The organism is Micromonospora sp. DT231, assembly GCF_049847025.1.
In the GTDB taxonomy this organism is placed as follows: domain Bacteria; phylum Actinomycetota; class Actinomycetes; order Mycobacteriales; family Micromonosporaceae; genus Micromonospora.
In genome coordinates this window covers 429,176-446,352 of the sequence record NZ_JBNCNO010000004.1, presented here as the reverse complement: position 1 = coordinate 446,352, position 17,177 = coordinate 429,176, and the positions used below count along the sequence as shown (strand labels likewise).

15 protein-coding genes are annotated in these 17,177 nt (G+C 71.0%); 5 read left to right on the top strand and 10 right to left on the bottom strand.

Features of this window, described 5'->3' with window-relative positions; all coding sequences use genetic code 11:
* The first annotated feature begins 65 nt into the window (after positions 1-65).
* Positions 66-1,469, top strand: a complete 1,404-nt coding sequence (locus ACPXBU_RS13435; RefSeq protein ID WP_425758264.1) for an NAD(P)H-quinone dehydrogenase — start codon at positions 66-68, stop codon at positions 1,467-1,469.
* Between the two features lie 48 nt (positions 1,470-1,517).
* Here the strand turns inward: ACPXBU_RS13435 and ACPXBU_RS13430 are convergent, their stop codons facing one another.
* Positions 1,518-2,159, bottom strand: a complete 642-nt coding sequence (locus ACPXBU_RS13430; RefSeq protein ID WP_425758263.1) for a DUF998 domain-containing protein — start codon at positions 2,157-2,159, stop codon at positions 1,518-1,520.
* 122 nt (positions 2,160-2,281) lie between these two features.
* Positions 2,282-2,899, bottom strand: coding sequence for a DedA family protein (locus ACPXBU_RS13425; RefSeq protein WP_393366339.1), 618 nt, complete (start codon positions 2,897-2,899; stop codon positions 2,282-2,284).
* Between the two features lie 520 nt (positions 2,900-3,419).
* Between ACPXBU_RS13425 and thrS the strand changes: the two genes are divergently transcribed.
* The gene (gene thrS, locus ACPXBU_RS13420) at positions 3,420-4,637 is read left to right on the top strand and encodes a threonine--tRNA ligase (protein ID WP_425758262.1); all 1,218 of its coding nucleotides are present in this window, start codon (positions 3,420-3,422) and stop codon (positions 4,635-4,637) included.
* Between the two features lie 64 nt (positions 4,638-4,701).
* Here thrS and ACPXBU_RS13415 read toward each other — a convergent pair whose 3' ends face one another.
* Genes ACPXBU_RS13415 through ACPXBU_RS13400 form a run of 4 tightly spaced genes read right to left on the bottom strand, consistent with a single transcriptional unit; the run spans position 4,702 to position 9,470 of the window.
* Positions 4,702-6,792 (bottom strand): ABC transporter ATP-binding protein, encoded by a 2,091-nt coding sequence (locus tag ACPXBU_RS13415; RefSeq protein WP_425758261.1) that lies wholly within the window; start codon positions 6,790-6,792, stop codon positions 4,702-4,704.
* Positions 6,789-8,522, bottom strand: a complete 1,734-nt coding sequence (locus ACPXBU_RS13410; protein ID WP_425758260.1) for an ABC transporter ATP-binding protein — start codon at positions 8,520-8,522, stop codon at positions 6,789-6,791. The genes ACPXBU_RS13415 and ACPXBU_RS13410 overlap by 4 nt, the downstream gene beginning before the upstream one ends.
* Positions 8,516-8,998, bottom strand: a complete 483-nt coding sequence (locus ACPXBU_RS13405) for a MarR family winged helix-turn-helix transcriptional regulator (protein WP_425758259.1) — start codon at positions 8,996-8,998, stop codon at positions 8,516-8,518. Before ACPXBU_RS13405 ends, ACPXBU_RS13410 begins: the two co-directional genes overlap by 7 nt.
* Before the next feature lie 25 nt (positions 8,999-9,023).
* Complete coding sequence (locus ACPXBU_RS13400) at positions 9,024-9,470, bottom strand: DoxX family protein (protein WP_393366348.1); 447 nt, start codon at positions 9,468-9,470, stop codon at positions 9,024-9,026.
* An 82-nt stretch (positions 9,471-9,552) separates the two neighbouring features.
* Between ACPXBU_RS13400 and ACPXBU_RS13395 the strand changes: the two genes are divergently transcribed.
* Positions 9,553-10,149: a WHG domain-containing protein gene (locus tag ACPXBU_RS13395; RefSeq protein WP_425758258.1), complete on the top strand. Its 597-nt coding sequence runs from the start codon at positions 9,553-9,555 to the stop codon at positions 10,147-10,149.
* A gap of 131 nt (positions 10,150-10,280) precedes the next feature.
* Here ACPXBU_RS13395 and ACPXBU_RS13390 read toward each other — a convergent pair whose 3' ends face one another.
* From ACPXBU_RS13390 to ACPXBU_RS13375, 4 genes are all read right to left on the bottom strand, one after another.
* On the bottom strand, positions 10,281-11,219 hold the full coding sequence (locus ACPXBU_RS13390; protein ID WP_425758257.1) for a CU044_5270 family protein: 939 nt from the start codon (positions 11,217-11,219) through the stop codon (positions 10,281-10,283).
* On the bottom strand, positions 11,212-11,826 hold the full coding sequence (locus ACPXBU_RS13385; protein WP_425758256.1) for an RNA polymerase sigma factor: 615 nt from the start codon (positions 11,824-11,826) through the stop codon (positions 11,212-11,214). The genes ACPXBU_RS13390 and ACPXBU_RS13385 overlap by 8 nt, the downstream gene beginning before the upstream one ends.
* A 227-nt stretch (positions 11,827-12,053) precedes the next feature.
* Positions 12,054-13,493 carry a GuaB1 family IMP dehydrogenase-related protein gene (locus ACPXBU_RS13380; RefSeq protein ID WP_425758255.1) on the bottom strand — a complete coding sequence of 480 codons (1,440 nt, stop codon included), beginning with the start codon at positions 13,491-13,493 and terminating at the stop codon, positions 12,054-12,056.
* A gap of 97 nt (positions 13,494-13,590) precedes the next feature.
* Positions 13,591-15,339, bottom strand: a complete 1,749-nt coding sequence (locus ACPXBU_RS13375; protein ID WP_425758254.1) for an acetyl/propionyl/methylcrotonyl-CoA carboxylase subunit alpha — start codon at positions 15,337-15,339, stop codon at positions 13,591-13,593.
* Positions 15,340-15,478: 139 nt separating this feature from the next.
* Here ACPXBU_RS13375 and ACPXBU_RS13370 point away from each other — a divergent pair, with 139 nt between their 5' ends.
* Together ACPXBU_RS13370 and ACPXBU_RS13365 are read left to right on the top strand one after the other, a co-directional pair.
* Positions 15,479-16,093 (top strand): PadR family transcriptional regulator, encoded by a 615-nt coding sequence (locus tag ACPXBU_RS13370; protein WP_393367084.1) that lies wholly within the window; start codon positions 15,479-15,481, stop codon positions 16,091-16,093.
* A gap of 122 nt (positions 16,094-16,215) precedes the next feature.
* Entirely contained in the window at positions 16,216-17,175 is a 960-nt protein-coding gene (locus ACPXBU_RS13365; protein WP_425758253.1) for an ATP-binding cassette domain-containing protein, read from the top strand.
* Positions 17,176-17,177: the final 2 nt, after the last annotated feature.

Sequence of the window (17,177 nt, the reverse complement as noted above, 5' to 3'; positions counted from 1 at the left end):
ACAGTGCGTGTCGAATGCGCTCGGGAGAACAAAGTCACTGTGAAATTGGACGAAGGGCGAACGCTGTGAGCCGGATCGTGATCATCGGTGGGGGGCCGGCCGGGTACGAGGCGGCCCTGGTCGCCGCCCAACTGGACGCCGATGTCACAGTCGTGGAGGCCGACGGTGCCGGTGGGGCCTGCGTGCTCTCCGACTGCGTACCGTCGAAGACCTTCATCGCCAGCTCGCAGGTGGTGACCGGTTACCGGGACACCGAGGAGTTCGGGGTGCACTCGGACGGCCTGGAGGCGGTCACCGTCGACGCGCGGGCCGTGCACGAGCGGGTCAAGCGTCTGGCGTTGGCGCAGTCCGCCGACATCCACGCCAAGCTGCTCAAGGCCGGCGTCACGTTCGTGGCCGGCTCCGCCCGGCTCGGCGAGGACGCCCTCGGGCACACCCACCGGGTCGTCGTGACGCCCGCCGACGGCACGGAGGAATACTCCATCGCGGCGACCACGGTGCTGGTGGCCACCGGCTCGACACCCCGCCAGTTGCCCACCGCCGTACCGGACGGTGAGCGCATCCTGACCTGGCGTCAGGTGTACGACCTGCCGGAGCTGCCCGAGCACCTGATCGTGGTCGGCTCGGGTGTCACCGGAGCGGAGTTCGCGAGCGCGTACCTGGCCATGGGGGTCCAGGTCACCCTGGTGTCCAGCCGGGACCGGGTGATGCCGCACGAGGACGCCGACGCCGCGTCGGCGATCGAGCGGGTGTTCCGCAACCGGGGCATGGAGATCCTCAACAACTCCCGGGCGGACGCGGTCCGGCGTACCGCCGACGGCGTCGAGGTGGAGTTGTCCGACGGCCGCCGGGTCACCGGCTCGCACGCGCTGATCACCGTCGGGTCGATCCCGAACACGGCGAACCTGGGCCTGACCGAGTACGGCGTCGAGCTGGGCCGGGGCGGCTACGTCACTGTCGACCGGGCCTCCCGGACCAACGTGCCCGGCATCTACGCCGCCGGTGACTGCACCGGGGTGCTGCTGCTGGCAAGTGTCGCCGCGATGCAGGGCCGGATCGCCATGTGGCACGCGCTCGGCGAGGCGGTGCGTCCGCTGCGGCTGCGTACCGTCGCGGCGAACGTCTTCACCGACCCGGAGCTGGCCACCGTTGGCGTCTCGCAGGACGAGGTGGACGCGGGCAAGACCCCGGCCCGGCAGGTGATGCTGCCGTTGTCCGGCAACGCCCGGGCGAAGATGGACGATCTCTCCGACGGTTTCGTGAAGCTGTTCTGCCGGCCGGCCAGCGGCCAGGTGATCGGCGGTGTGGTGGTCGCGCCGAAGGCCAGCGAGCTGATCCTGCCCATCACCATGGCCGTGGAGAACAACCTGACGGTCAACGAGCTGGCCCAGACCATCACCATCTACCCGAGCCTCTCCGGCTCCATCACGGAAGCGGCCCGCCAGCTGATGCTCCACGAGCTGGAGTAGCTCCCGCCCCCGTCCGCTCAGGTCGATCATGGAGTGGTGGTGGCGGGTTCACACCGTCACGTCCCTCTCGCGGCGCACCACGACTCCATGATCGACGGCTCGGGTCTGGGTGACCGCCACCGTGGCGAGGACCGCTACCTCGGTGAGGATGAGCAGGCGTTCGGCCAGGCCGATGAGCGCCCGGTCGCCGGGGTAGGCGGACCAGACCATGGCCGCCGCCAGGGCCAGGCTGAGCAGGACGAGGGTGCGCAGCGTCCGGGCCGCGGTGGCCAGATCCGGCCGCCGGGCGAGCAGCCAGCCGCCGACCGGCAGCGCCAGGAAGGCGACGACCGAGGCGTACCGGTGCAGGTAGGCCGACGTGGTCATGGCGGTGCCCGGCTCGTTCGTCGGCACCAGCGCGGCCAGCAGCAGCCCGCCCACCCACGCGCCGAGCAGCACCTCCGCGGTCCCGGCGCGCGGTCGGGGTGGGCCGGTGCGGCGCAGCCCCCACAGCAGCGCCACCGTGGCGAGCGCCAGCACCACCATGGCGACGTCGATGACACCGCCCCGGTCGGAGACCGCGAAGTCGCTGACGGTCAGCGCCCACGGGTTGAGGTCGTTGTTGACTTCGAGGTGACCGATCACGGTGAGCAGGGCCGCCAGGGCGATCCCGCCGAGAGCCAGCAGGCCGGTGTTCCGGGTAACGGGCATGCCTCAGCCTGTCGCCGAGGGCACCCGAACCGGATCCGGGAAGCCCACCGACATCGCCCCGAGGGACCACCCCTAGAGGTACGCCAGTCGCAGGCAATCTTGTGGGGCCGACGGGCCCACACTCAGTCGATGGGGACGTCTACCGCGGCGGCGCGGGCATGGCGGGCGCTGACCAGAGTCATCGCCCATCCCGCCGCGGCGAAGCCGGCCGCGGCGGCGGTGGCGATGATGGCCAGTCGCCACGCCGACTCGGTGAGCGCGGTGCCGCCGAGGTGCCCCACCAGCGCGCCGTAGGTGGCCCAGCCCAGCGCGGCGACGGCCTCGTAGAGCACGAACAGCCGGTACGGGTAACGGCTGCGGCCGGCCGAGAAGCAGGCCGCCATCCGGCCGCCGGGCACGAACCGGCAGAGCAGGATGACGAGCGGTCCGGGTTGGCGGAGCCCCTGCGTCACCCGACTGGCCATCCGGCGGGCCCGGCTCAGCTCGGCGTGCCGGGGTGGCCGTCGGTCCGGTGCGACCCGTCCGAGCAGATAACAGGCCAGGTCCCCGGCGAAGACACCGAGTGCGCCGACGGCGATGGTGACCGGCAGGTTGAGCCCGCCGTAGACGGTGAGCGCCCCACTGGTGATCATGATGATCTGGGTGGGGATCACCGGAACGAAGGCGTCCGCGATCAGCAGGGCGAGCAGCACCAGGTACGCCCACGTCGGCGATGCGACGTCAGTCAGTAGTTCGGGCACGCCTGCCACCTCGCCGAATGCGGCCGATTGGGTGTCTTGAGCCTGACGGCGTGTCCGGCGTCACCGAGGACGGGCCCGGCCCGTCGTGACGGTCGACACGACGGGGGCCACCCAGGTACAACGAGGTCAACCGATCCCGGGTGACGGGTTCGCCGCCCGTCCCACCCGTCCGGTACCGGTCGGCGGATCGGCGTACGTCGGCGTACCGTTGACGGGCGCGGCCCATGCCCGTCGGGTCCCCCGTTCCTGACGATTCGGGCCGCCAGGGCCGCCGGCGGGTCCCGCGCCGGCGGCCCACCTCTCTGCTCGCCGCCGTAAATCCGGGTGCGTCCCCGGTTGCCCCGCGAGTACGGTCGCCGTATGCGCAGCGCGGTAGTGGTGACCACGACGCCGGGAATCCCCGGCGTGCCGCTCTGACGTAACCACAGTCGACCAGGCCCCGGGGCGATCCGCCCCCGAGGGCCGCGCGCCGAACGGGTCCCAGGTCGCCTCCGGGTCGTACCCGATCCAGGAGCCCGACATGATCGACCACCGTAGGCTCGGCCGTGAGCTGGACCTCTTCGTCTCCGATCCGCTGGCCGGCGCCGGCCTGCCGATCTGGCTGCCGGCCGGCGCCGCCGCCCGGCATGCCGTCGAGGAGTACGTCCGGGAGTTGGAGCGCGTCTCCGGCCACCAGCACGTCTACTCGCCCCCGCTGGGCAAGCGCGAACTCTTCGAGCTCTCCGGGCACCTCGGCTACTTCGCCGACGACATGTTTCCGCCGATGCGGTTGAGCGCCGACGACGAGTTCGTGCTCCGCCCCGCCCTCTGCCCGCACCACGCCCTGGTCTTCCGGGCCCGGGGCCGCTCCTACCGGGAACTGCCGTTGCGGATCGCGGAGCTGGGCGGCATGTACCGCTCGGAGCGCTCCGGGGTGCTCGGCGGGCTGGCCCGGGTGCGGGCCATCTCGCTCAACGACGCGCACACCTTCTGCGCCCCCGAGCAGGTGGGCGGGGAGGTCGTCGAGATCCTCGGGTTGATCCGCGCCGCGCACGCCGCGCTCGGCGTCCGCCCGGCCGGCTTCCGGCTCTCGTTGCGCGGGCCGGGGGAGAAGTACGTCGGCGACGACGCGCAGTGGGCGCACGCGGAGGAGCTGCTCCGGGGCGCGCTGGCCGGGGTGGAGTACGTCGAGGCGCCCGGCGAGGCCGCCTTCTACGGCCCGAAGATCGACATTCAGATCGTCGACGCGGCCGGCCGGGAGTCGACCATCTCCACCATCCAGCTCGACTTCGACAAGCCGGAACGGTTCGACCTGTCGTACACCGACTCGGACGGCAGCCGGCGTCGACCGGTGCTGGTGCACCGCAGCCTGGTCGGCAGCATGGAGCGGCTCTTCGCGTACCTGATCGAGGTGCACGAGGGAGCCTTCCCGGCCTGGTACGCGCCTGTCCAACTGGTGCTGCTGCCGGTCGACGACGGGCAGGCCGACGCGGCGGACGACCTGGCCCGCCGGGCCGTCGACGCCGGCCTGCGGGTCGAGGTGGACGGCACCGGTTCGTTGGGTGCCCGGATCCGGGACGCGGCCCGCCGTCGCGTCCCGTACCTCGGGGTGTTGGGTTCCCGGGAGGCGGCCGACGGGCGCCTCGCGTTGCGCCTGCGCGGCGGCCGGGCCCTGGACCCGATGCCCGCCGACGCGGCGCTGGCCCTGATCGGCGGGCAGGTCGCCGCCCGCGCCACCGAGCTGCTCCCGGCGGGCTGACCCACCCGCCGAGCGGGGGTGGGTCGCCGCCGGTCGCGTGGCGCGCACGGCGGCGACCCGCCTCTCAGACCGACGCCGGCTGGGCGGCGGGGTCGGCCGGTTCCTCGTCGGTCACCCCGCCGGTGAACTGGGAGCGGTAGAGCCGGTGGTACGCGCCGTGGGCGGCGAGCAGTTGCTCGTGGGTGCCCTGCTCGACGATCCGGCCGTCCTCCATCATCAGGATCAGGTCGGCGTCGCGGATGGTGGACAGCCGGTGCGCGATGACGAAGCTGGTCCGGTCCGAACGCAGCGCGGCCATCGCCCGTTGCAGCAGCACCTCGGTGCGGGTGTCCACCGAGCTGGTGGCCTCGTCCAGGATCAGCAGCGACGGCTCGGCGAGGAACGCGCGGGCGATGGTGATGAGCTGCTTCTCGCCGGCGCTGACGTTGCTGCCCTCCTCGTCGATGACCGTGTCGTAGCCGTCCGGCAGGCTGCGCACGAACCGGTCCACGAACGTGGCCCGAGCCGCGGCGAGGATCTCCTCCTCGGTGGCGTCCGGCCGCCCGTAGGCGATGTTGTCGCGGATGGTGCCGCCGAAGAGCCAGGTGTCCTGCAGCACCATGCCGATCCGGCCGCGCAGGTCGTCGCGGCGCAACGTCGTGATGTCCACCCCGTCGAGCGTGATCCGGCCGGCGTCCAGCTCGTAGAAGCGCATGACCAGGTTGACGAGTGTGGTCTTGCCGGCGCCGGTCGGGCCGACGATCGCCACCGTGTGCCCCGGCTCGGCGACCAGCGACAGGTCGTCGATCAGCGGCTTGTCCGGCTCGTAGCGGAACGAGACGTGCTCGAACTCGACCCGCCCGTGCGGGTCGGTGACCCGGGCCGGCTCGACCGGGTCGGGGGTCTGCTCGTCGGCGTCGAGCACCGCGAAGACGCGCTCGGCCGAGGCCACCCCGGACTGGAGCAGGTTGGCCATCGAGGCCAGTTGGGTGAGCGGCTGGGTGAACTGCCGGGAGTACTGGATGAACGCCTGCACGTCGCCCAGGCTCATCGTGCCGGAGGCGACCCGCAGCCCACCGACCACGGCGATCGCCACGTAGCTCAGGTTTCCGATGAACATCATCGACGGCATGATGATCCCGGAGACGAACTGCGCCCCGAAGCTCGCCCGGAACAGCTCCTCGTTCTTCGCGTGGAACGAGGCCTCCACCTCACGCTGCCGGCCGAAGACCTTCACCAGCTCATGACCGGTGTACGCCTCCTCGATCTGGCTGTTCAACTCGCCGGTGTGGGTCCACTGGGCGATGAACTGCTTCTGTGAGCGTTTGGCGATGCGCTGGGTGACGAGCACCGACAGCGGCACCGCGACCAGGGCCACCAGGGCCAGCAGCGGTGAGATCCAGAACATCGCGGCCAGCACGCCGATCACGGTCAGCAGTGAGGTGAGCAGCTGGCTCAGCGTCTGCTGGAGGCTCGTCGAGATGTTGTCGATGTCGTTGGTGACCCGACTGAGCAGCTCGCCGCGGGGCTGCCTGTCGAAGTACGGCAGCGGCAGCCGGTTGAGCTTCTCCTCCACCTCGGCGCGCAGCCGCAGCACGGTGCGCTGGACCACCCCGTTGAGCAGCCAGCCCTGCCACCAGGCCAGCACGCTCGCGGCCAGGTAGAGCCCGAGCGCCAGCAGCAGCACCCACCCCAGGGCGGTGAAGTCGATGCCCACGCCGGGCACCACGTCCATCCGGGTCAGCATGTCGGCGTAACTGTCGTTGCCGTTGGCCCGCGCCTCGGCGACGGCCTGCGCGACGGTGGTGCCGGCGCGCAGGTCCCGGCCGACCACCCCCGTGAAGATCAGGTCGGTCGCGTGGCCGAGGATCTTCGGCCCGGCCACGCTGAACCCGACGCTCACCACGGCCAACGTGATGATCGCGGCCAGGTGCAGTCGGTGCGAGCGCAGCCGGCCGAGCAACCGGCGGGCGGACGGCCCGAAGTTCATCGACTTCTCGGCGGGCATCCCGGCACTCATCCACGGCGGACCACCGCCCGGACGGCCGGGCGGCAGCCGCTTCGGCGTCACCGCGCCGCCGCCGGGCGGCGACGCGTCCCCTCCCGGCGTCCGCTCGTCGCCGGCCGGCTTCTGACTGGGTACGGCCGCGGTCCGCGGCTCGTCGCGCTCGCTCACGCCGCCACCTCCGTCGTCTGCTGGGACGCCACGATCTCGGCGTACGTCGGGCAGGTCTCCAACAGTTCCGCGTGTCGTCCCACTCCGACGACCCCTCCGTTCTCCAGAACGATGATCTGGTCGGCGTCGATGATCGTGGACACCCGCTGGGCCACGATCACCATCGCGGACTGCGCGGTGATCGGCCGCAGGGCGGCTCTGAGTCGCGCGTCGGTGCCCAGGTCGAGCGCCGAGAACGAGTCGTCGAAGAGGTAGATCTCGGGTTGCCGGACCAGCGCCCGCGCGATCGCCAGGCGTTGCCGCTGCCCACCGGAGACGGTGGTGCCGCCCTGGGCGATCGGTGCCTCCAGGCCGCCGGGCATCTGGGCCACGAAGTCCCGAGCCTGGGCGATCTCCAGTGCCGCCCACAGCTCCTCGTCGGTGGCGTCCGGGTTGCCGTAGCGCAGGTTGCTGGCGACCGTCCCGGTGAACAGGTACGGCCGCTGCGGCACCAGGCCGATCCGCCGCCACAGCTCGTCCGGCGCCAGCTCACGCACGTCCACCCCGTCGACGAGCACCGCGCCGGCGGTGACGTCGACCAGGCGGGGAATCAGCGACAGCAGGGTCGTCTTGCCGGCGCCGGTGCTGCCGATGATCGCCGTGGTGGTGCCCGGTGTGGCCCGGAAGGAGATGTCGCGCAGCACCGGCTCGACCGCGCCGGGGTACTGGAAGCGCACGCCGCGTAGCTCCAACTCGGCCCGGGTGGCCAGCTCGCTGACCGGCTCGGCGGCGGGGACCACCGAGGAGTCGGTGTCCAGCACCTCGACGATCCGCTCGGCGCAGACCGCGGCCCGGGGCACCATCATCAGCATGAAGGTGGCCATCATCACGGCCATCAGGATCTGCATCAGGTACTGCAGGAAGGCGGTGAGCGCGCCGACCTGGATCGCGTTGGCGTCCACCCGTTGCGCGCCGAACCAGAGCACCGCCACGCTTGACACGTTCAGCACCAGCATGACCACCGGGAAGATCAGCGCCAGCAACCGGCCGGTCCGCAGCGCGGTGGCGGTCAGGTCGGCGTTGGCGACGCCGAACCGGTCCGTCTCGTACGGTTCGCGGACGAACGCGCGGACGACCCGGATGCCGGTGATCTGCTCGCGCAGCACCCGGTTGACCGTGTCGATGCGGGTCTGCATCAGCCGGAAGCCCGGCACCATCCGACGGATGATCGCGCCGAGCGTGATGGCCAGGACCGGCACGCTGACAAGCATCAGCCAGGAGAGCCCGACGTCCTCGCGCAGCGCCATCACCACGCCGCCAACGCTCATGATCGGGGCGGCGACCAGCATGGTGCAGCTCATCAGGACGAGCATCTGCACCTGTTGCACGTCGTTCGTGTTGCGGGTGATCAGCGAGGGTGCTCCGAATCGGGCCACCTCGCGGGCGGAGAAGCGGTTGACGTGCCCGAACAGCTTGGCCCGGACGTCCCGGCCGAAGCCCATCGCGGTCCGCGCGCCCAGGTAGACCGCGGCGGTCGCACAGACGATCTGGATCAGGCTGACCAGCAGCATCCAGCCGCCGGTGTGGACGATGTAGTCGGTGTCGCCCCGCGCCACGCCCTTGTCGATGATGTCGGCGTTGAGGCTGGGCAGGTAGAGCGAGGCCATGGTGCCCACGAACTGGAGCAGCACCACCGCCAGCAACGGTCGTTTGTAGGTGCGCAGTTGGCCGCGCAACAGTCGGATCAGCACGCCGGGTCCTTCGGATCGGTAGGGCGGCCGGTCATCCGCGGGTCGTCCCCGCTGCCGATGACCTCTAGCAGGAACTCCCGGATCACCTGGGCCTTCACCGGGTCGGCGTCGACCGAGGTGATGGGGCGTCCGGAGTGGATCATGGCGGTGAGTTTCGCCACCCGTTCCCGACCGGCGGGGGTGATGGCGAGCCGGATGCTGCGCCTGTCGCTGTCGTCGCGCTGCCGCTCGACCAACCCGTCCCGGGCCAGCGTGTCCACGATGCCGGTCAGGGTCGCCGGGCGGACGAAGCCCATCTCGGCGACCTCACGGTGCGGCAGCTCGCCGTGTCGGGCGAGTGTCATCAGGGTCACCATGCCGGCATGGGTGAGCCCGTGCTCCTCGGCGAGATAGCGGTTCCACCGCTGTTCGACGAGGTGCCCGGCCACCAGTAGGAGGCGGCCGAGCGGCACGTCCTGGAGGGTCACGAGGTCCACGAGAAGCACCTTAGCCACCTGATAGTCAGGGGCCAAACGAAATAATCGCGGCCGTGACCACGAACACGATCTGCAGGACCGTGCGCTGGGCGAGCGGTGTCACCGGACGTCCGGCGAGGGTGAGCTTCCGGCGGGCGGCCGACACGTTGGCGGGAAACATGGCGAGCATGAGCAGGCCCAGCCCGGCCGCGGCCGGCCGTGCTGTCGCCGGGATCAGCAGCCCGACGGCGCCGACGAGTTCGAGGACGCCGGTGAGGGTGACCAGCAGATCCGGGCGGGGTAGTCGTGGCGGGACCATCGCGATCAGGTCGGCGCGGCGCGGACCGACGAAGTGCGCGACACCGGTCAGCACGAACAGCAGGGCCAGCCCGACCCGCAGTGCGGGATGCCATCCGTCCAGCGCGGAGATGCCGGCCAGGCCGGCCAGTCGGGCCAGCGCGGTGCCGACGATCAGGGCGATCAGGGGTGCCATCGGAAACCTCCTCGAGCAATCTTGTCGCTGGCAAGATTGCCCTTCGGGTGGCATCTTGTCAACGACAAGATAGAATTCGGGCATGACCGAGACGCGCGGCTACCACCACGGCGACCTCCGTCGCGCCCTGCTCGCCGCCGCGCTCGACGCGATCGAGGAGGACGGGCAGGCCACGCTGAGCCTGCGTGACCTGGCCCGTCGGGCCGGTGTCTCGCACGCCGCACCCGCGCATCACTTCGGCGACAAGGCCGGCCTGCGCACCGCGCTCGCCACCCAGGGCTTCGACCTGCTGGCCCAGGAGTTGGCGGCGGCGGGTGACGACCTGCTGGCCGCCGGGGTCGCGTACGTCGACTTCGCCGTCCGACACCGTGCGCACTTCGAGGTGATGTTCCGGCCGGAGCTGTACCGGGCCGACGACCCCGAGCTGATCGCCGCGCGGGAGCGTGCCGGTGCCGCACTGCGGTCCCAGGTGGCAACACTGCCCTCCGGCGACACGCCCGCCGACACCGACCGGGACGCGCTCGCCGCCTGGTCGATCGCGCACGGCTTCGCGACCCTCTGGCTGGCCGGCGCTCTCCCCGACCGGGTAGGCGACAACCCCCGGGACGCGGCCCGCGAAGTCCTGAGCCGCCTGGCGCGCGAACCGTTCCGGCCGGACCAGCCGATCGCCGGAAAATGATCATCCACCGAGGGGTCAACGCGCATGATGCCTTCGCTCGCCCCGAGAAACGACAGCCGCTCTGCTCCCGGCACCGGCTCCGGCAGCCACCGGACGGGCGGGCGCCGAGGCGCCCGCCCGTCCGAGCAAGATCAGAGTGTTTGACCGACTCGGTCGACGATGGCGAGAGCCAGCACGGCCGACGATCCCGCCGACCCACCCACGCCGAGGAAGGCGTAGGTCTCGGGATGGAAGACCAGCACGATCTGTCCCGGGCCGCCCGTCGACGACCAGGTGATCCCGATACCCGATCGGCCCGCGCCGTCCTTGGCGTGCTCCACAGCCCGCAGGCCCGGCGTCGTCGCCGCCGCCTCGTAGAGCGCCGCACGTGATCGGGGGCGTAGGTAGCCCTCGCCGAGGTAGTAGAGGAGGTCCTTGCCGGCAGCATTGGCGTCACCCGGTCCACCGCTGCGATTCTTCGTCAGGAAGGCCCGCATGGCGGCGGCGTCGGTGGGCATGTCGGCACGGTAGGCGGGCGTTGGAGTGCACCGCTCGGTCTCGCCCGGCACCACCTGGTTGCCCCTAGTCACCGCGGACCTTCCGTTCCGGCAGCCGGGCAGGATGGTCTCCGTGCGGCCACCGGTAGCGGTCTCGATGATCAGACCGTCCCGGACTCCGTCCACCGACTGCCAACTTTCCCGGATTTCCGGACCCTGCTGGCTGCGCGAGTAGACAAACTGATGTGGCCGGGGATTGACGTCGGGCAGCTCCAGCGCAGCGGCCGCCGCGTTCCGGAGAACCTGGGCCGCATCGGCCCGGGCGGCCGGCGTGCTGCCACCGAGCCGGTCCGGGGCAAGGACCAGTACGGCAGCCAGCGACGCAGCTACGCTGGCCGCCGCCACCCCGCTGAGCACGAGCCGCCAAACGGGCTGCCGCGAGCGAGGAGGCGCCGGAAGTACGACCGTCGTCACGGGTACGGAGGGCAGGGTGGTCATCGCGGTCGTCAGCCGGTTACGGGCCGGCTCCAACCGCTCGGTCGTCGGCAGCCCGGTCTCGCCACCGAGTTGCTGGAGCAGCCGCATCTCATCCATTGCGCAGTGCCTCCTTGATAGTGCCGGCCGGTTCGCCGCCCAACCGCTCACGGAGCAGCCGGCGGGCTCGGTTGAGTCGTGATCGCACGGTGCCGACCGGAATCGTCAGAGCGGCGGCAACCTCGTCGTAGGTCAGGTCCTCCCACGCGACCAGCAGCAACACGTCGCGGTCTCCGTCGGAGAGCACGGCCAACGCGTCCACAAGGAGTCGACGTAGCGATTGCGCGGTCACCACATTGGTGACCCGGTCGGCGTGCTCCGTCTCGCTCGTCGGGGGGACGTACGCCTGCCGTAACCGGTACTCCCGCTCCTCATTGCGCCAGTGTTGGCTGACGATGTTGGCTGCGATTCCATACAGCCATGGCCGGGCGTTCGAGTGGGTGACGTCGAATCGATCCCGACGACGAAATCCCGCGAGAAACGTCTCAGCAACCAGGTCGTCCGCCGCCGGCCCGCCGAGACGACGGGCCAGGTAACGATGGATGTGCGGCGCGTGTCGGTCGAAGATGACCGAGAAGATCTCCGGTTCCTGCACGGACCGGGCGATAATCGCTCCGTCCGCCATCGCACCGACATCGACATCTTTTGCTCGCCGCAGGTGCTTCATATAAAGCCTTTCGCGGAGCGGGATGGGTCACCTGTTATCCGCGTCCGGCGGCCAAACGGTTCATGGGCGGCGCGAGCAGCGCCGGCACGGCGGCGGCCGATGCCGCTCGCCGCTCAGCTCCTCGGCACGCCCGCCCGGGCGTCGTTCATAAAGTGGTGGTGGTTTCGCCCCTTGCCGCCCGTCGAACAAGGCGGCGCAACTCCATCGTGACGCAGGCGGGGCCGGGGTCACCAGCTCGTGGGCAGGGGCATTCCTTCGGTGAAGCCGGCGGCGCTCTGCACGCCGACGATCGCCCGCTCGTGGAACTGCGTCAGGTTTCGTGCGCCGGCGTAGGTGAAGGCGCTGCGAACACCGGCGATGATCTCGTCGATCAGGTCCTCGACGCCGGGTCGGACCGGGTCCAGGTACATCCGCGCCGAGGAGATGCCCTCCTCGAACACCGCCTTGCGAGCCCGGTCGTACGGGCTGTCGTCGGCGGTACGGGCACTGACGGCCCGAGCCGAGGCCATCCCGAAGCTCTCCTTGTAGCGCCGGCCGTCCGGCTCGGTGTACAGGTCGCCGGGAGACTCGTAGGTGCCGGCGAACCACGAACCGATCATCACGTTCGACGCCCCGGCGGCGAGCGCGAGCGCCACGTCCCGGGGGTGCCGCACCCCGCCGTCGGCCCAGACGTGCCGGCCCAGTTGCCGGGCTGCGGCCGCGCAGTCGAGTACGGCGGAGAACTGCGGCCGACCCACGCCGGTCATCATCCGGGTGGTGCACATCGCGCCCGGCCCGACGCCGACCTTGATGATGTCCGCACCCGCCTCGACGAGGTCACGTACTCCCTCAGCGGTGACCACGTTGCCGGCCGCGACGGGGACCCCCGGGTCCAGCTTGCGGACCGCCTGGAGCGCGGAGATCATCCGCGACTGGTGGCCGTGTGCGGTGTCCACGACAAGCGTGTCCACCCCCGCCTCCAGCAGCGCGGCGGCCTTGCCGGTCACGTCGCCGTTGATCCCGACGGCCGCCGCGATGCGCAGCCGGCCCCGGTCGTCCACGGCCGGCGTGTAGAGGGTGGCGCGCAGCGCGCCCTGGCGGGTCAGCACCCCGACCAGCCGACCGTCGGCGTCCACCACCGGTGCGAGCCGACGACGGCCCGCGGAGAGCAGGTCGAAGCCGGTACGCGGGTCGGCGTCGGCCGGGACGGTGTGCAGCTCGGTGGACATCACGTGACGGAGCTGGGCGAACCGATCCACTCCCGTGGTGTCCGCCTCGGTGACCACGCCCATCGGCCGGCCGGCGTCGTCGACCACGATCACCGCGGCGTGCGAGCGCTTGGGCAGCAGGTGGATGGCGTCACCCACGGTCTCCGTCGGGCCCAGGGTGATGGGCGTGTCGTAGACCAGGTGCCGCTGCTTGACCCAGGCGACGACATTCGCCACCACCTCGATCGGGATGTCCTGCGGGATCACCGTGATCGCGCCTCGGCGGGCCACCGTCTCGGCCATCCGCCGGCCGGCGACCGCTGTCATGTTGGACACCACGAGCGGGATGGTGGTGCCGGTGCCGTCACCGGTGGACAGGTCGACGTCGAGCCGGGAACCCAGGTCGGAGCGGGCCGGCGCCATGAAGACGTCGGTATAGGTCAGATCGTGCGCGGGGGCCGCGCCGTGAAGGAACCGCACCCGGCCATCATTCCCGGCCACGGCCGTCCGCGCCCGCCTCGGTGCCGCAAACCACCCCGCCGGCAGGACGAAGTAGCAGGACTAGGGTCAAAGCCCGTCAGGCGATGGTGCAGATGGGAGCACCGGCGGTGAGCACCGCGCCGACCTCGGCGGTGAGCCCGCTCACCGTGCCCGACTTGTGGGCGTGCAGCGGCTGCTCCATCTTCATCGCCTCCAGCACCACCACCAGGTCCCCCTCGGCCACGGTGTCGCCGTCGGCTACCGCGATCTTGACGATGGTGCCCTGCATGGGTGAGGTGAGCGCGTCGCCGCTGACCGGCGCGCCCCCCTTGGCCGCGCCGCCGCGTCGTCCCGGCTTACGGGTGGCGGGTGCCGCGGTGGTCGTACTCCCGCCGAAGCCGGCGGGGAGGCTGACCTCCAGGCGCTTGCCGCCCACCTCGACCACGACGGTGTCGCGCTCGGCCGGCGCCTCGGCGGCGGCGGCGGCGGCGAACGGCGGCACGGTGTTGTGGAACTCCGTCTCGATCCACCGGGTGTGCACGGTGAACGGTTCGGCGGTGAACGCCTCGTCCCGCACGACCAGCCGGTGGAACGGCAGCGCGGTGGCCATCCCGTCGACGACCATCTCGTCAAGCGCGCGGCGGGCGCGCTCCAGCGCCTCGGTGCGCGTCTCACCGGTGATGATCACCTTGGCCAGCAGCGAGTCGAAGTTGCCGCCGATCACGTCGCCGGCCGAGATGCCGGTGTCCACCCGAACGCCCGGGCCGGTGGGCAGGCGCAACGTGGTGACGGTGCCCGGCGCGGGCAGGAAGTTGCGGCCGGGGTCCTCGCCGTTGATCCGGAACTCGATGGCGTGCCCGCGCGGCGTCGGGTCCTCGGTGCTGCGCAGCTTCTCGCCGTCGGCGATCCGGAACTGCTCGCGGACCAGATCGATGCCAGCGGTCTCCTCGGTGACCGGGTGCTCGACCTGGAGCCGGGTGTTGACCTCCAGGAAGGAGATGGTGCCGTCCCTGCCGACCAGGTATTCGACAGTGCCGGCGCCGTGGTAGCCAGCCTCCCGGCAGATCGCCTTGGCACTCTCGTGGATCTGTGCCCGCTGGGCGTCGGTGAGGAACGGCGCGGGGGCCTCCTCCACGAGCTTCTGGTGGCGACGTTGCAGCGAGCAGTCCCGGGTGCCCACCACGATCACGTTGCCGTGCTGGTCGGCGAGGACCTGCGCCTCGACGTGGCGGGGCTGGTCCAGGTAGCGCTCGACGAAGCACTCGCCCCGGCCGAACGCCGCGACCGCCTCTCGGGTGGCCGACTCGAAGAGCTGGGGGATCTCCTCCATCGTCCGGGCGACCTTGAGGCCGCGGCCGCCGCCGCCGAAGGCAGCCTTGATGGCGACCGGCAGGCCGTGGTCGACGGCGAACGCCATCACCTCGTCCGGGCTGGCCACCGGGTCCGGCGTGCCGGGGACCAGCGGAGCGCCGGCACGCTGGGCGATGTGCCGGGCGGTCACCTTGTCGCCCAGGTCGCGGATCGCCTGCGGGGTGGGGCCGATCCAGGTCAGCCCGGCGTCGATGACCGCCTGGGCGAAGTCGGCGTTCTCGGACAGAAAGCCATAACCCGGGTGTACGGCGTCCGCGTCGGCCCGCGCGGCGACGTCGAGCAGCTTGTCGATGCGCAGGTACGTCTCGGTCGCGCTGTCCCCGCCGAGCGCGTACGCCTCGTCCGCGAGGGTGGTGTGCAGGGCGTCGCGGTCGGAGTCCGCGTACACGGCGACGCTGCCCAGGCCGGCGTCGCGGCACGCACGGATCACCCGGACGGCGATCTCGCCGCGGTTGGCGATGAGTACCTTGCGCACCTTCGTGGCTCCTCCCCGGCAGGTTACTGACGGGGAGTGTATCGGCCGCCCCGGTCACCCTAACGATCGCTCAGTGTGGAATGCGGCACGCACCATAGTCAAACTTGGCTATTACGCTTGTGCGGTGTCTGCAACTCGAATGATGATCCTCGGTCTGGTGCGGTGGATGCAGCCCGTGCACGGCTACGACGTACGCCGCGAGCTGTTGAGCTGGAGCGCCGACAAGTGGGCGAACGTGCAGCCCGGCTCGATCTACCACGCGTTGCGCAAGCTCACCGAGGAAGGGCTGCTCCGGGCCGTCGCCACCGAGCAGGTCGGAGCCCGCCCGGCTCGGACCACCTACGAGGTGACCGCAAAGGGTGAGGACGAGTTCGAGACGCTGCTGCGCAACCTCTGGTGGAACCTCGGCGAGCAGTCCGACCCCTTCGCGGTGGCCTTCTCCTTCCTGCCCGCCATGCCGCGCGCCGAGGCCGCGGCGGCCCTGCGCAATCGGGCCAATCTGCTGCGCGCCGGTGTCGAGTCGATGCGTGCCTCGTTGGAGTCGGACTGGGTGCGTAACCGCAAGCCGGTGCACGTGGGTTGGATGTTCGAGCTGTGGGCGGCGCGGGCGGAGGCGGAGATGGGGTGGTGTGAGCGGATCGCGGAGCGGATCGACTCCGGAGTGTCGTACCTGCCTGCTGAGCTGGAGAGCGCCGAGGGTTGGTCGGGTTTCAGGGACCGTCGGGAGTCGGCGCCACCGAAGCAAGCGGAATAATCAACGTTGACTAAAAAAGCTATATCGCGTTAGCCTGCTGGCGGCACTGCGGGGGAGTGCGCCGTCCGGCGTCGTCCCCACTCGACGGCCGGCGCGGCCGGCCCGAACGACCAGGAGCAAAAATGATCGAGACCAGGGGGCTACGGAAGTCGTTCCGCTCCCGCGCGGGTCGAGAGACGAAGACGGTGGACGCCGTGCGGGGCGTCGACCTCAAGGTCGCCGAGGGCGAGATCTTCGGCTTCCTCGGCCCGAACGGCGCCGGCAAGACCACCACGCTGCGGATGCTCGCGACGCTCATCGAGCCGGACGGTGGCGACGCCACCATCGCGGGCGCCGACCTGCGCAAGGACCCGGCCGAGGTGCGCCGCCGGATCGGCTACGTCCCGCAGGGCGGCAGCACCTGGGACGAGTCCACCGCCCGCGAGGAGCTGGTGCTGCACGCCCGCATGTATGGCATCGGCAAGGCCGACGCGCAGCGGCGCGCCGTCCGCGCCCTGGACGCCTTCCAACTCACCGAGTACGCCGACCGCGCGTGCAAGACCTACTCCGGCGGCCAGCGTCGGCGGGTCGAGATCGCGCTCGGCATCATCCACGAGCCGAAGATCGTCTTCCTGGACGAGCCGACCACCGGCCTCGACCCGCAGAGCCGCGCGCACATGTGGGACGAGATCCGGCGGCTCCGCGGCGACGGCATGACCGTCTTCATCACCACGCACTACCTGGACGAGGCCGACGCGCTCTGCGACCGGATCGCGATCATGGACAACGGCGAGGTCGTGGCCGAGGGCACCCCGGCCGAGTTGAAGCGCGAGATCTCCGGCGACGTGGTGCTTGTCGGTCTCGACCTGGCCGTCACCCCGCAGGCCGCCCAGGTGCTCGACGACGAGTCGTACGTCAACAAGCTGGAGGCCATCGACGAGGGCGGGCTGCGCCTCTACGTCGACGAGGGTGCCATCGCCATCCCGCAGGTGCTGCGCAGGCTCGACCACGCCGGGCTGGAGTTGCGCTCGATCGAGCTGCACCGACCCAGCCTGGACGACGTCTTCCTCACCAAGACCGGTCGCTCGCTGCGCGAGTCCTGACA

Excerpts from the sequence above, each read along its gene's own strand:
- ACPXBU_RS13430 (WP_425758263.1), bottom strand. The coding sequence starts at position 2,159 with ATGCCCGTTACCCGGAACACCGGCCTGCTGGCTCTCGGCGGGATCGCC.
- thrS (WP_425758262.1), top strand. The coding sequence starts at position 3,420 with ATGATCGACCACCGTAGGCTCGGCCGTGAGCTGGACCTCTTCGTCTCC.
- ACPXBU_RS13400 (WP_393366348.1), bottom strand. The coding sequence starts at position 9,470 with ATGGCACCCCTGATCGCCCTGATCGTCGGCACCGCGCTGGCCCGACTG.
- ACPXBU_RS13395 (WP_425758258.1), top strand. The coding sequence starts at position 9,553 with ATGACCGAGACGCGCGGCTACCACCACGGCGACCTCCGTCGCGCCCTG.
- ACPXBU_RS13390 (WP_425758257.1), bottom strand. The coding sequence starts at position 11,219 with ATGGATGAGATGCGGCTGCTCCAGCAACTCGGTGGCGAGACCGGGCTG.
- ACPXBU_RS13385 (WP_425758256.1), bottom strand. The coding sequence starts at position 11,826 with ATGAAGCACCTGCGGCGAGCAAAAGATGTCGATGTCGGTGCGATGGCG.
- ACPXBU_RS13370 (WP_393367084.1), top strand. The coding sequence starts at position 15,479 with ATGATGATCCTCGGTCTGGTGCGGTGGATGCAGCCCGTGCACGGCTAC.
- ACPXBU_RS13365 (WP_425758253.1), top strand. The coding sequence starts at position 16,216 with ATGATCGAGACCAGGGGGCTACGGAAGTCGTTCCGCTCCCGCGCGGGT.